The following is a 12,486-nucleotide window of genomic DNA, read 5'->3' on the forward strand; positions in this document are numbered from 1 at the left end:
CCGCGCTAGCTGCGACTGCGGAGCTCCGGGAAGCCGTCCTCGTCGTCGGGGATCGGCTGCGCCGCGACCGTCGGTGCCGGCGTCGCATCGGACGGTTCGAGATCCTTGGCCGAGGCGTCCTGCTCCTCGGCGCGACGTCGGGTGCGTTCGCCACCGCGCTTGACCGCGCGGTCGAACAACTGCGGGCCGGTCGTCGCCAGGCGCCTCCAGGGGAGGGTGCCCTCGATCTCGATCTGCAGGGAGAAGCTCAGCAGGGTGCGGATGACGACGATGATCGCGAGGACGAGCGCGTCGGTCAGCGACGGCGTCGACGTGACCGTCTTCACGAGGTCTGCGGCCACGAGGATCTCCAGCCCGAGCAGGATGACCGAGCCGATCGTCTCCCGCAGCATCCGGAAGGCCCGAGCGCCGTCGCGCGTGCTCCACCACAGGCGGGCCGAGAGGGTGACGGCGATCACGAAGCCCACGACCATCGCCCCGACACCGGCAACCTCGAAGACGATGGTGACCAGCTCGAAGAAGTCCATCCCTCCATCATCCTCGCCCGCCCGCTGGACGGGAAGCCGGGCCGACCCGCTAGGGTGGTCGCGAGTGACACGGGGTGCCGATCCCACGACGATCGGCTGAGAACACACCCGTCGAACCTGATCTCGTTAGTCCGAGCGAAGGGATGTCGCGAATGAGCGTTCGCACACCGCAGCAGTCCGCCCACCCGTCCACCGACGACTCGTCCGTCGGCGAGTTCGCGAGCGCGTCCGGGGACCTCCTCGAGCGCCTGCGCGAGCACACGCCGCTCGTCCAATCGATCACGAACGCCGTGGTGACGAACTTCACCGCGAACGTGCTGCTCGCCATCGGCGCCGCCCCGGCGATGACCGACATCCCCACCGAGGCCGGTCCGTTCGCCCGCATCGCCTCCGGGGTGCTCCTCAATCTCGGGACGCCGCAGGCGGAGCAGCGCGAGGCGATGGTCGAGGCCGCCTCCGCCGCGAACGACGCCGGCACACCGTGGGTGCTCGACCCCGTGGCCGTCGGCTTCCTACCGGTGCGCACGGCGCTCGCCGCCGACCTCCTCGACCTCCGGCCGACGATCGTCCGCGGCAACGCCAGCGAGATCATCGCCCTCGCCGGACTGGGCGCCGGCGGTCGCGGGGTCGACAGCACCGATTCGGTCGACAGCGCGATCGAGGCGGCCACCGCGATCGCCCGCACCTCGGGCGCCGTCGTCGCGATCTCCGGCCCGACGGACGTCATCACGGACGGTGAGCGCATCGTCCGCTGCTCGAACGGGCACGCCTGGCTCACCCTCGTGACGGGCGGTGGCTGTGCCCTCGGTGCCGTACTCGCCGCCTTCGCCTCACTCGACGACGACCGGTTGCTGACGACGGTCGCGGCGACCACCGCATACACGGTCGCCGCGCAGCTTGCGGCTGCGGAGAGCCGCGGCCCAGGCTCGTTCGCTCCCGCGTTCCTCGACCATCTCCACCTCCTCGAGGCCGACACCGTCCGCAGCCTGGCGGTGATCGCGTGAGCGCCTCGACCACCGCGGACCGGGTCCTCGCGGCCCGTTCGCACGCCGAGCTCGTGCGCCGCGGCATCGCCACCTACCTCGTCACGGACGCCTCGGCCAGCGGGGATCGCGGTGTCCTCGACGTCGTGCGCCGAGCCGTCGACGGCGGGGTGACCGCGGTCCAGCTGCGGGAGAAGACCGCGTCGGCGCGAGCGCTGTTCGACCTGACCGTGCGTGCGGCGGAGGTCGTCGCCGGTCGGGCGCTGCTCCTCGTCGACGACCGAGTGGACGTCTTCCTCGCGGCCCGTTCCGCCGGTGCCGTCGTCCACGGCGTCCACGTGGGTCAGAGCGATCTCCCGGTCGACGCCGTGCGTCGTATCGTGGGACAGGCCGCCGTCGTGGGACTGACGGCGAACACCCCGGCGCACCTCGACGCCGTCGCAGCGCTGTCACCCGGGACGGTCGACTACCTGGGCGTCGGCGTCATCCGCCCGACGACGACGAAGCCGGACCACCCGCAGCCGCTCGGCGTGGAGGGGTTCGCCGCGATCGCCGCAGCGACCCCGCTCCCGTGCGTCGCCATCGGTGGGGTGTCACTGGACGACACGGTCGAGCTCCACGCCGCCGGTGCCGCTGGTCTCGCCGTCGTCTCCGCCATCTGCGCCGCCGACGATCCGGCGGCCGCCGCCCGGGCGTTCCGCAGCGCCTGGACCGAGGTCTCGGCATGAGCGCCGTTGAACCGTCCACGACGCCGGTGTCGTCGAACTCGAACCGGGTGCACGGTCGACGACCCGTCACGATCCGCGAGACACCCCGGGTGCTGAGCATCGCCGGGACCGACCCGACCGGTGGCGCCGGGATCCAGGCCGATCTCAAGAGCATCGCCGCGAACGGCGGATACGGCATGGCGGTCGTCACCGCGCTCGTCGCGCAGAACACCCGGGGCGTCCGGTCCGTGCACACTCCGCCCGTCGGGTTCCTCCGCGAGCAGTTGGACGCGGTCGCGGACGACGTGGTGATCGACGCGGTCAAGATCGGGATGCTGGGCGATGTCGCGATCATCGACACCGTGTCGAGCTGGCTGCAGGAGACCGAGACCGGACCCGTCGTCCTCGACCCGGTGATGGTGGCGACGAGCGGCGACCGTCTCCTCCACCGCGACGCCGAAGCGGCCATGCGCGCGCTCCTTCCGCACGTCGACCTCGTGACCCCGAACCTGCCGGAGCTCGCCGTCCTCGCGGACGAACCGGTGGCGACGAGTTGGGCCGACGCACTCGCGCAGGCGGAACGGGTCTCGGTGCAGGCGGGCGTGATCGTGCTCGTGAAGGGCGGGCACCTGACGGCGACGACCGCGTGCCCGGATGCGCTCGTCGACGCCATCGGTGGTCTGGGCGACGACGGATCACTCGTCGAGTTCGACGGTGCGCGGGTCGACACGATGAACACCCATGGGACCGGGTGCTCCCTGTCGAGCGCGATGGCCACCCTCGTCGCCCGGTCGGGGTCCTGGACCGTGGCGCTCGGCGAGGCGAAGGCGTGGCTCACGACGAGCCTCCGGCACGCGGACGCGCTCGAGGTCGGCTCGGGCAACGGTCCGATCAGCCACTTCGCCGAGCTGTGGGCAGCGGGCGGGACGACCTCACGGCGGCAGGGCGGTGCCGACATCGTCGCGGACTGGTGGGAGGAGATCGCCGAGGTGCGGACGCGGATCGATCACCTGCCGTTCGTGACCACGCTCGCGGACGGCACCCTCGATCCGGCCCGGTTCGCCTGGTACCTGCAGCAGGACGCGATCTACCTGCGGGCGTATTCCCGGGTCCTCGCACGAGCGAGTGCCTTGGCTCCGACGGCCGAGGAGCAGGTGTTCTGGGCGACGGGCGCGGCGGGCTCGATCGAGGCCGAGATGGAGCTGCACCGCACCTGGCTCAGCGCGTATGCCGTGAGCGGTATGGAGGTGGAACCGTCGGCGACGACCACGGCGTACCTCGACCACCTGCACGCGGCGACGGTCGACGGCGACTACGGGCGGGTGGTCGCCGCCGTGTTGCCCTGCTACTGGATCTACCAGGATCTCGGTGAACGGCTCGTCGACGCATCGCACGCGGAGCACCCGTTCGCCGCGTGGCTCGACACCTACGCCGACCCCTCCTTCGCGACCGCGAACGCCCGGGCGATCGAGATCGTCGCCGGGGCGGCAGCTCGCGCGGACGAGACCGGCCGCGACACGATGCGACGGGCGTTCCTCGCCTCGGCCGCTCACGAGGAGGCCTTCTTCGCCGAGCCGATACGATGAAGGCCGGATCCGCCGCCGCGGTCCCGGACCACGACGAGAGGCCCCTGATGCTGACGAGCAACGAGTACTTCGACGGCAACGTGAAGTCGATCGGCTTCACCACGAACGAGCCCGGTGCGGAGTCGGCCAGTGTCGGAGTGATGGAGCCGGGGGAGTACACCTTCACCACGGGCAAGGCCGAGGAGATGTCCGTGATCTCCGGCAAGCTCCGCGTGCTGCTGCCGAACACGAGTGCATGGCAGGACTTCGGGCCCGACGCGCAGTTCAGCGTCCCGGGGAGCAGCAGCTTCCAGGTCGAGGTCGAGGTCACCACGGCGTACCTCTGCCGTTACCTCAACATCTGAACGCCCTTCGACACTTCGACAGGCTCAGTGCGGCGCAGCTCAGGGACCGGTTGGGGTGCGCCCTCCGAACGGCTCAGGGGCCGGTTCGGTTCGTCCGAGTGTCCCGGCTCAGGACCGGTCGACGACCTCGAGCGTGAGGACGACGGTCGAATCGTCTGAGCTGTTCGTCAGTGTCACCGTCGTGCTCCCGACCTCGAGCGGCTGCAGACCGGGGTTGAAGGACGCGCCGCCGCGGGAGCCGCCCGGCACGTACTCCGCGATCGACGGATCCTCGATCTCCGCGGACCACACGGTCGGATCGACGGCGACGAGGTCCACCACGTTGTCGAGGCCGACGGTGACGGTGCGGCCGTCCTGATCGACGAGCTGCACGATGACGGGTGCGATCACGCCGGCCTCGCTCGCGGAGCTCTGACCGGAGGGTGAGTCCGCGCCACCGGTGCAGGCGCTCGTGCCGAGCACCGCTCCGACGATCGCGATCACGGTCAGCCCACGGGTGGCACGGCGCATGGCGGTCCTCTCTCGACGTGACCTCACCCTACCGCCGGGCGACGGTGGACCTCAGGACCGCAGGGCCAGCGCGTCGGCGGCGGCGCTGAGTCGACCGTCCTCCATGACGAGCACCTGGTCCATGCGGTCGAGGTGGCTCCGATCGTGGGTGACCAGCAGCGTCGCGGCGCCCGAGGTCGCGGTGAGTTCGAGGATGAGCTCGATGATCTCGGATCCCCGCTCGTGGTCGAGCGCACTGGTCGGCTCATCCACGACGAGGGCGTCGGGCTCGTTCATCAGGGCGCGCGCGATGTTGACCCGCTGCCGCTGACCACCCGAGAGCTGATGCGGCCGCTTGCCGGCCTGGTCGCCGAGCCCGACGGCGGCGAGCAGCATCGCGGCCCGCTCGCGGGTGCGCGTCCGGTCGGCCCGCGACGTGCGGCCGCCGAGCGTCCCGAGGACGCACAGCTGCTCGAGGGCCGTGAGCGACGGCAGCAGATTGGCCTGCTGGAACACGATGCCGAGCCTCGTGCGACGGAAGTCCGTGGCCGCACGGCGGTGGAGGGAGGTGACGTCGACCCCCGCCACCTCCACCAGACCGCTGTCGGGCCGGATGAGGCCGGCTGCGACGGCGAGCACACTCGACTTCCCGGAGCCCGATGGCCCGGTGAGCGCGGAGACGGTCCCGGCCGGGACGGTGAGGGTCGCGTGGTCGACGGCGGTGACGCGGTGGTCGCCGTCGGGGAAGGTGAGGGTGACGTCGGTGAGCGAGATCATGCGGAGACTCCGATGGTGACGAGGGCGGGTGCGAGGAAGGAGACAGGGAGGTCGGGCGCGTTCACCGGTTGCCGCCGAGCGCGGTCAGCGGGTCGGCCGAGAGGATGGACCGCAGGGCGAACGCCGCTCCGATCAGACCGAGGACGATCATGATCACCGCGGGCACGAGCGTCGTCAATGGGCTGAGCACGAAGGGCAGTGCCGTGCCCGCCGCGGAACCGAGTGCGGCGGTGATGCCGATGCCGAACCCGACACCGATGACGAGGAGGACGAGCGCCTGGCCGAGCGCATCGAGCGACAGCCGACGGGTCGTCGCGCCCAGCGCTTTGAGGATCGCCACGTCGCCCGCGCGCTGCATGGTCCACACCGTGAAGAAGGCTCCGATGACGAGCGCGGAGATCCCGAACAGCATGGCGACCATGAGGAGGAGCGATCCGATCTCGGAGCGGAACGAGCCGATCGCGAGCAAGGACGACAGGACGTCCTTCGACACCGTGCCGGTGGCCTGCTCCGCCTCCGTCACCGCTTCGGCGCTCGGGTTCCCGGTGATGGCGAGCGCGGTCGCTCCGTCGCCGGGGGACCCTTGCGCAGCCTGCAGCGACCGCCACTCGGCCAGGCTCGTCCAGACGACCGGCGTGTGGCTGTACCACTGGTCGTCGACGACCGCACCGACCTCGAGTTCGCTGCCGGCGATGGAGACGGTGTCGCCTCGGGAGACGTGGAGGGTCTCCGCGGCGGTCCGACTCAGGCTGGCGGTCCCGTCGGCGGGCACGTCGGCGGCGCGACCCGCGACGGCGTCACCACTGATCCCGAACAGCGCCACGGAGGTGCGCGCATCGTCCGTGGTCATCCGCGTCTGGCTGATGCCGAGCTCCTGGACACCGTCGACTCCGGGGACCGCAGCCCACGTCGTGGCCGCGTCCGCGCCAATCGCGGAGTCCGCGAACGTCGCCTGCTCGCCGTCGGGCGGGGCCGCAAGGACGATGCTCGACGCACCCAGCCCGGTGATCGCCGAGATGTTCTGGTTCGCCAGTCCCGCGGTGAGGCCGCTGAGGAATCCGACGAGCAGGGTGATGAGGGCGACGACCGCCCCGATCAGCACGAAGCGACCGGTGGCGAAGCGCATGTCGCGCCAGGCGACGAACATGGGGACTCCTTGTCAGCCGCCCGACGGCGTCTCCGTGATGCGGCAGGATTCCAGCCTCGTCGCGTCGCCGACCCAGGGCATCGTCGGACGGGACGGTCCTCCGGCGCTGTCGGGTGGAGGCGCCGTTCCACCTTTCTGATGATTCGCGAGGACGATCCCCGCCGTACGCTGGGCGGATGAAGCACTCGGCACTCAGCCCCGTGTTCACCGGCCTGCAGCTCGGCCTCCACGGCCTCGTCACCGCACTCATCGTGCTCGTGATCGCGCGATCCGTCTCGGTCGGTGGCAAGGCGGCCCTCGCGGCGATCGTCCTCGCCGTCGTCATGCTGCTCAGCTACGCCGCGGGCGCGATCCTCGGCGGTCGGGTCCGCCGAGCGGTGGCCGTCAGCGGCACCACCGATCGCGACGCTGCTCCTGTCGGTGTGCGTCGAGGTCGGGTGTCCGTCCTCGCGTGGCTGGTGCTGCTCAGCGTCGAGTGGGTGGTCCTCGTCCTCCTCAGCCCGGATGCCGCCTACCTGGTCTTCCCGTTGTTCTTCCTCTATCTGCACCTCCTGCCCAGGGCCGTCGCGGTGCCCGCCGTCGTGATCGCCACCGTCGCCGCGGTCGTGGCGATCGGCCTGCACGCCGGCTTCAGCGTCGGAGGAGTCGTCGGCCCGCTCGTCGGTGCGGCCGTGGCCGTCGCGATCGGACTCGGCTACGAGGCGCTGGCCCGGGAGGCGTCCGAGCGGGAGCGACTCATCGTCGAGCTCGTCGCGGCACGCGAGGAGCTCGCCGAGCGGGGGCGGCAGGCGGGCAAGCTGGCGGAGCGCGAGCGCCTCGCCGCAGACCTCCACGACACGGTCGCCCAGGCCCTGTCGAGCATCCAACTGCTCCTGCACGCGGCCGAACGCTCCGCCGCCGAGCACCCGGGCACGGAGCAGCTGCGTTCGCACATCGGGCTGGCCCGGGACGCCGCGGCGACGGCCCTCGCCGAGACGCGCAGCCTCATCGACGAGCTGAGCCCGCCGGCGTTGGTGGGTGCGACGATCGCGGACGCGCTCGGTCGGCTCGCCGAGACGACGACCGCCCAGAGCGGCACGCCGGTCTCCACGACGGTCACCGGCGATGCGTTCGTCCTCGGCACGCCGGTGACGACCGCGCTCCTCCGGGCTGCGCAGAGCAGTCTCGCGAACGTCGTCCGGCATGCCGGAGCGAGCCGGGCGGACGTCACCCTCACCTACCTCGACGAGGAGGTCATCCTCGACATCGACGACGACGGGGTGGGGTTCGATCCGGCGAGGGTCGCCGAGCGCACTGCGGGCGGTCCGTTCGGCATGATGTCCATGCGCCGCCGCATCACCGAACTGGGTGGCGAGGTCGAGGTGCGCAGTGCGCCGGGCGCCGGCACGACCATCACCGTGCGGTTCGCGGCACCAGGAACGGAAGGGGACGCCCATGCGTGACGATGCGACCGTTGTCGGCGAGCCGCCGGTCATCCGGGTCGTGGTGGCGGACGACCACCCGATCGTCCGAGCCGGACTCCTCGCGGTGCTCGCGCCGATCGCCGACATCGAGGTGGTCGGGACCGCATCGATCGCAGCCGAGGCTGTGGCCGCCGCACCCGGCGCCGACCTCGTCCTCATGGATCTGAGCTTCGGCGACGGTCCGACGGGGATCGATGCGACGAGGGAGATCGCGTCGCTGCCGGGCGGCCCGTCGGTCCTCGTGCTGACGAACTACGACTCCGACGCCGACATCCTCGGCGCGATCGAAGCCGGAGCCGCGGGGTACCTGTTGAAGGACGCCGCCCCGGAGGACCTCATCGACGGCATCCGCTCGGCGGCCGGCGGGAACTCGGTGCTCGGGCCGGCGGTGGCGACCCGTCTGGTCGCCCGGGTGAGTGCACCGCAACAGGCGCTGAGCGCGCGGGAGATCGAGGTGCTCGCGCGGGCGGCCGAGGGGCTCACCAACCTCGAGATCGCCGGGCGACTGCATGTCGGGGAGACGACGGTGAAGTCGCACCTCGCGCACATCTACACGAAGCTCGACGTGTCGAACCGCTCGGCGGCGATCGCCGCGGCCCAGCGCGCCGGTCTCTTCCGCACCCGCTGAGCGCCCTTCGACAGGCTCGGGGACCGGCGCATCCGGTCACTGAGCCCCACCCCGGTCACTGAGCTTGTCGAAGTGTCGCAGGACGACGGCCCGGAGCTACGCCCCCTTGACCTGCTCGTACGCCGCGAGCGCAGCCTGCCTCGTCTCGCCGAGGTCGACGATCGGCTCGGGGTAGTCGTCCGTCCCGAACTCGGGCACCCACCGCTTGATGTACGCGTCGTCGGCGTCGAAGCGTTCGCGCTGCCGCTCGGGGTTGAAGATCCGGAAGTAGGGCGAGGCGTCGAAGCCGCTGCCGGCCACCCACTGCCAGTTGAAGGGGTTGGACGCCGGGTCGGCGTCGACGAGCGTGTCCCAGAACCAGTCCTCGCCGAGCTTCCAGTGGATGAGCAGGTTCTTGGTGAGGAACGACGCCGTCACCATCCGGATCCGGTTGTGCATGGTGCCCGTCGCCCACAACTCCCGCATGCCGGCGTCGACGAGCGGGATCCCGGTCTTGCCGGTCTTCCACGCGTCGAACGCCTCCTGGTCGACGTCCGGCCAGGGGAACCGGTCGAAGGCCTGACGCCAGTTGCGCGTCGCGAGGTCGGGGAAGGCGTAGAGGCAGTGGTAGGCGAACTCGCGCCAGCCGAGCTCCTTGAGGAAGGTGGCGCCGTCGTCGCCGAGGTGTCGGCGGCCGTCGCGGGCGGCGTGCCAGATCTGCGGCGAGCTGATCTCGCCGAAGCGGAGGTGCGGGGAGAGCCCCGAGGTCGACGGCTGGGCCGGGTAGTCGCGATCCTCGGTGTAGCCGGAGACGCCACCGCCGAGGAAGTCGGCGAGCCGTGCGTCGGCGCCGGCCTCGCCCGGCGTCCACTGCTCGCGCAGTCCCCCCGCCCAGTCGGGCTTCGTCGGGAGCAGGTCCCAGGACTCGAGCTCGTCGCCGGCGGGCGGCTCCGACATCGACGTCAACGTGGTGGGCGCGGGGAGCGGGTGCCTCGGCGGGTTCGCCGCGTGTCGCTGGAGCGACGCCTTCCAGAACGGGGTGAACACGGAGTACGGCTGGCCCTGGCCGGTGACGATCTCCCACGGCTCGGCGAGGAGATTCGCGGCGAAGCTGCGGGCGTCGAGGCCGGCATCCTTCAGCTCCGACTTGATCCCGGCGTCGATCTCCCGCTCGGCCGCGCCGTAGCGACGGTTCCACAGGACGGCGCCGGCGCCGATCGAGTGGGCGAGTTCAGGCACGATGGTCGCCGCACTTCCGGATCGGAGGAGCAGCGTGCCGCCGAGACCACGGATGTCGTCTCCGAGGGCTTCGAGGCTGTGGTGGAGCCACCACCGGGACGCGCCGCCGAGCGGTCGCAGCTCCTCGCTGTCGTCGAGGACGAACAGGCAGAGGACCGGGGAACCGAGCTCGACCGCCGCGTGCAGTGCGGGGTTGTCCGCCAGGCGGAGGTCGTCACGGAACCATACGATCGTCGGTGCGGCAGCCATGCCGTCAGCCTACGCGGACGATCCGTCCGAGCCGTGGGGTTGACCGGACCCGCCCGTTCCGGTCATCGGCCGCCTGGTCGCGGCGCCCTCCTCCGGTCGTGAGCCCTCCTCCGGTCACTGTGCCATCCTCCGGTCGCTGTGCCATCCTCCGGTCACTGAGCCATCCTCCGGTCACTGAGCTTGTCGAAGTGCCCACGGGCTGACGCCGCCCTTCGACAGGCTCAGGGACCGAGCACGAGTACTCAGTCACCGTGACCCCTCTTCCCCGGTGCGCTCAGCTGAGCGCGGCCTCGCGGTCGAGCAGCGACCGCTTGACGTCGAGTCCCCAGGCGAACCCGCCGAGTGTCCCGTCGGTCCGGAGGACGCGGTGGCACGGGACGAACAGGGCGGGGGCGTTCGTCGCGCAGGCGCTCGCCGCAGCGCGGACCGCCGACGGCCGCCCGCTCGCCGCGGCGAACTCCGTGTAGGTCACCGGGTGTCCCGCGGCGATCGTCCGCAGCACCGTCCAGGCGTGCGTGCGGAACGGGCCGCCGAACTGGGCGACCGGCACCACGTCGATCGCCGTCAGGTCGCCGTCGTAGTACGCGCGGACGGCGTCCATCGCCCCGATCGTCCCCGCCACCGTCTCGCCGGGGCGGTCGGCGGGTCGGATCCGTTCGAGCATGACGCCGATGTCGTCGGACCACCCTGAGGAGAGCACCGCCCCGTCCTCGCGCGCGAGGATCGTGAAGGGGCCGTCGGGGGTGTCGACGGTCTGGGTGGTCGCGGTGAGCCGTGCGCCGGACGCGTGGCCGTCACCGCCGCGGATCCTCGTGCTGGAGATGATGGTGGTCATGCTGCTGGACCTTTCTCGAGGGCTGATGGTGCGGAGGACGGTGCCGGTGTGGAGGCCGCCTTCCACAGATGGAGGCAGAGGTAGGAACGCCACGGGGCGAAAGCGTCCGCTTCCGCGGTGAGCGTGCGCGCGTCGGAGGGCAAACCGAGCCGGCCCGCACCCGTGCGGACGGCGACGTCGCCGGGCAGGAAGGCGTCGGGGTTGCCGAGCACCCGCATGCTGACGTAGTCGGCCGTCCACGGACCGATCCCCTTCATCGCGAGCAGGCGGGCTCGGAGCTCGTCACGGTCGTCACCGAAGCCGATCGTGAGTTCACCGGACACGAGTGCCCGCGCGACGCCGAGCAGGCTGTCGATCCGCGCTCGGGGCCCGACGAGTGCGGCCTCCCCGCCGTTCGCGAGCTGCGTCGCCGTCGGGAAGAGCCGGTGCAGTCCGTGTCGTTCGGGGACCGTCGTGCTCACCTCGTCAGCGAGACGACGGAGCTGGGTGCGCGCCGCGGCCACGGTGATCTGCTGCCCGACCATCGCCCGGACCAGCATCTCCTCCGGGTCGACCGCCCCGGGGAGTCGGATGCCCGGTGTGGCCGCGACCGAGGCGGCGAGACGCGGGTCCGTCGCGAGGACGGCGTCGGCGGACGTGGGATCGGCGTCGAGGTCGAAGAGCCGACGGACCCGCGAGACGAGCACCGGCAGATCGGCGAGGTCCGTCACCTCGGCCGTGAGTCGGAGGTCGTCGCCGACCTGCCGGACTTCGAACCACGCCGTGCCACCGGGGAGGGCGAGGAGCCGGGCGTAGTGGTCGGGGCCCGCGAGCTCGACGCCGTCCACCGCCCGTGGGGCGAGCCACGCGAAGACGCCCGCGGCGTCGAACGGGCGGCGGAACGGCAGGGTCAGGGTGATCGAGCCGGGGGCGTGTTCGCCGACCGTCCGGTGTTTCGCGCGCAGCTCACCGGGGGTGAGCTCGAACACCTCCCGCATCGTGTCGTTGAACTGCCGGATGCTCGAGAATCCGGCGGCGAAGGCGATGTCGCCGAAGGGGAGGTCGGTGCCGGTCAGCAGCTGTCGAGCACCCTGCGCACGGTGGGCACGTGCCAGCGCGAGTGGACCCGCGCCCAGCTCGGCGCTGAGGATCCGCGTCAGATGGCGGCTCGAGTACCCGAGACGCGAGGCGAGCCCGGGGACGCCCTCGCGTTCGACGACGCCGTCGGCGATGAGGCGCATGCTGCGCGCGGCGACGTCGTTACCGAGGTTCCAGGCGGGCGTGCCCGGGACGGCCTCGGGCAGGCACCGTTTGCACGCGCGGAAACCGGCCTCGTGCGCTGCAGCGCTCGTCGCGTAGAAGGTGACGTTCTCCGGCTTCGGGGTCCGAGCCGGGCAGGACGGCCGGCAGTAGATCCCCGTGGAGCTCACGGCCGTGATGAACTGCCCGTCGAAGCGCTGGTCGCGGGCTTGGATCGCGCGGTAGCGTTCGTCGAAGTCCATGCTCCGGGTGTCGTCCATGATCCGAGTCTGACATGCGCCACCGGGTCGGACG

Annotated in this window: 13 protein-coding genes and 1 riboswitch; of the genes, 6 read left to right on the forward strand and 7 right to left on the reverse strand. The window is 71.5% G+C overall.

The genetic code is table 11. From position 1 onward, the window contains the following. Nucleotides 1-5: 5 nt before the first annotated feature. A complete protein-coding gene (locus tag HOW07_RS12005; protein WP_121292583.1) occupies nucleotides 6-527 on the reverse strand; it encodes a DUF1622 domain-containing protein in 522 nt (173 codons plus the stop codon). A gap of 60 nt (nucleotides 528-587) precedes the next feature. After that, nucleotides 588-688, forward strand: a riboswitch (TPP riboswitch). On the opposite strand from HOW07_RS12005, the gene thiM reads away from it, so the two are divergent. From thiM to HOW07_RS12025, 4 genes are all read left to right on the forward strand, one after another. Beyond that, entirely contained in the window at nucleotides 680-1,531 is an 852-nt protein-coding gene (thiM, locus tag HOW07_RS12010) for a hydroxyethylthiazole kinase (protein WP_175117255.1), read from the forward strand. It overlaps the preceding riboswitch by 9 nt. Beyond that, nucleotides 1,528-2,238: a thiamine phosphate synthase gene (thiE, locus tag HOW07_RS12015; protein WP_371743665.1), complete on the forward strand. Its 711-nt coding sequence runs from the start codon at nucleotides 1,528-1,530 to the stop codon at nucleotides 2,236-2,238. The genes thiM and thiE overlap by 4 nt, the downstream gene beginning before the upstream one ends. Further along, nucleotides 2,235-3,803, forward strand: coding sequence for a bifunctional hydroxymethylpyrimidine kinase/phosphomethylpyrimidine kinase (locus tag HOW07_RS12020; RefSeq protein ID WP_175117256.1), 1,569 nt, complete (start codon nucleotides 2,235-2,237; stop codon nucleotides 3,801-3,803). The genes thiE and HOW07_RS12020 overlap by 4 nt, the downstream gene beginning before the upstream one ends. Nucleotides 3,804-3,850: 47 nt before the next feature. Next, a complete protein-coding gene (locus tag HOW07_RS12025; protein ID WP_064296149.1) occupies nucleotides 3,851-4,147 on the forward strand; it encodes a pyrimidine/purine nucleoside phosphorylase in 297 nt (98 codons plus the stop codon). Between the two features lie 108 nt (nucleotides 4,148-4,255). Here HOW07_RS12025 and HOW07_RS12030 read toward each other — a convergent pair whose 3' ends face one another. The 3 genes from HOW07_RS12030 to HOW07_RS12040 form a co-directional block, all read right to left on the reverse strand. Beyond that, the gene (locus tag HOW07_RS12030) at nucleotides 4,256-4,657 is read right to left on the reverse strand and encodes a hypothetical protein (protein WP_064296142.1); all 402 of its coding nucleotides are present in this window, start codon (nucleotides 4,655-4,657) and stop codon (nucleotides 4,256-4,258) included. A 51-nt stretch (nucleotides 4,658-4,708) separates the two neighbouring features. Further along, entirely contained in the window at nucleotides 4,709-5,413 is a 705-nt protein-coding gene (locus HOW07_RS12035; protein WP_175117258.1) for an ABC transporter ATP-binding protein, read from the reverse strand. A gap of 61 nt (nucleotides 5,414-5,474) precedes the next feature. Then, nucleotides 5,475-6,560, reverse strand: coding sequence for an ABC transporter permease (locus tag HOW07_RS12040; RefSeq protein ID WP_175117260.1), 1,086 nt, complete (start codon nucleotides 6,558-6,560; stop codon nucleotides 5,475-5,477). Nucleotides 6,561-6,736: 176 nt separating this feature from the next. Between HOW07_RS12040 and HOW07_RS12045 the strand changes: the two genes are divergently transcribed. Further along, nucleotides 6,737-8,002, forward strand: coding sequence for a sensor histidine kinase (locus HOW07_RS12045; protein WP_175117262.1), 1,266 nt, complete (start codon nucleotides 6,737-6,739; stop codon nucleotides 8,000-8,002). Next, nucleotides 7,995-8,651 (forward strand): response regulator transcription factor, encoded by a 657-nt coding sequence (locus HOW07_RS12050; RefSeq protein WP_175117264.1) that lies wholly within the window; start codon nucleotides 7,995-7,997, stop codon nucleotides 8,649-8,651. The genes HOW07_RS12045 and HOW07_RS12050 overlap by 8 nt, the downstream gene beginning before the upstream one ends. 96 nt (nucleotides 8,652-8,747) lie before the next feature. On the opposite strand, the gene HOW07_RS12055 is transcribed toward HOW07_RS12050, so the two are convergent. From HOW07_RS12055 to HOW07_RS12065, 3 genes are all read right to left on the reverse strand, one after another. Beyond that, nucleotides 8,748-10,118, reverse strand: a complete 1,371-nt coding sequence (locus HOW07_RS12055; RefSeq protein WP_175117265.1) for a deoxyribodipyrimidine photo-lyase — start codon at nucleotides 10,116-10,118, stop codon at nucleotides 8,748-8,750. 274 nt (nucleotides 10,119-10,392) lie between these two features. After that, the gene (locus HOW07_RS12060; RefSeq protein WP_121292599.1) at nucleotides 10,393-10,953 is read right to left on the reverse strand and encodes a methylated-DNA--[protein]-cysteine S-methyltransferase; all 561 of its coding nucleotides are present in this window, start codon (nucleotides 10,951-10,953) and stop codon (nucleotides 10,393-10,395) included. Further along, nucleotides 10,950-12,452, reverse strand: coding sequence for a DNA-3-methyladenine glycosylase 2 (locus HOW07_RS12065; protein ID WP_254628338.1), 1,503 nt, complete (start codon nucleotides 12,450-12,452; stop codon nucleotides 10,950-10,952). Before HOW07_RS12065 ends, HOW07_RS12060 begins: the two co-directional genes overlap by 4 nt. Between the last annotated feature and the right edge of the window lie 34 nt (nucleotides 12,453-12,486).

This window comes from Plantibacter sp. MCCC 1A11337 (genome assembly GCF_013349365.1).
Classification (GTDB): domain Bacteria; phylum Actinomycetota; class Actinomycetes; order Actinomycetales; family Microbacteriaceae; genus Plantibacter; species Plantibacter flavus_A.

Coding starts and splice junctions, on each gene's coding strand:
- HOW07_RS12040 (WP_175117260.1), bottom strand. CDS start 6,560: ATGTTCGTCGCCTGGCGCGACATGCGCTTCGCCACCGGTCGCTTCGTG.
- HOW07_RS12005 (WP_121292583.1), bottom strand. CDS start 527: ATGGACTTCTTCGAGCTGGTCACCATCGTCTTCGAGGTTGCCGGTGTC.
- HOW07_RS12025 (WP_064296149.1), top strand. CDS start 3,851: ATGCTGACGAGCAACGAGTACTTCGACGGCAACGTGAAGTCGATCGGC.
- HOW07_RS12020 (WP_175117256.1), top strand. CDS start 2,235: ATGAGCGCCGTTGAACCGTCCACGACGCCGGTGTCGTCGAACTCGAAC.
- HOW07_RS12035 (WP_175117258.1), bottom strand. CDS start 5,413: ATGATCTCGCTCACCGACGTCACCCTCACCTTCCCCGACGGCGACCAC.
- HOW07_RS12065 (WP_254628338.1), bottom strand. CDS start 12,452: ATGGACGACACCCGGAGCATGGACTTCGACGAACGCTACCGCGCGATC.
- HOW07_RS12045 (WP_175117262.1), top strand. CDS start 6,737: ATGAAGCACTCGGCACTCAGCCCCGTGTTCACCGGCCTGCAGCTCGGC.
- HOW07_RS12055 (WP_175117265.1), bottom strand. CDS start 10,118: ATGGCTGCCGCACCGACGATCGTATGGTTCCGTGACGACCTCCGCCTG.
- HOW07_RS12060 (WP_121292599.1), bottom strand. CDS start 10,953: ATGACCACCATCATCTCCAGCACGAGGATCCGCGGCGGTGACGGCCAC.
- HOW07_RS12050 (WP_175117264.1), top strand. CDS start 7,995: ATGCGTGACGATGCGACCGTTGTCGGCGAGCCGCCGGTCATCCGGGTC.
- thiM (WP_175117255.1), top strand. CDS start 680: ATGAGCGTTCGCACACCGCAGCAGTCCGCCCACCCGTCCACCGACGAC.
- HOW07_RS12030 (WP_064296142.1), bottom strand. CDS start 4,657: ATGCGCCGTGCCACCCGTGGGCTGACCGTGATCGCGATCGTCGGAGCG.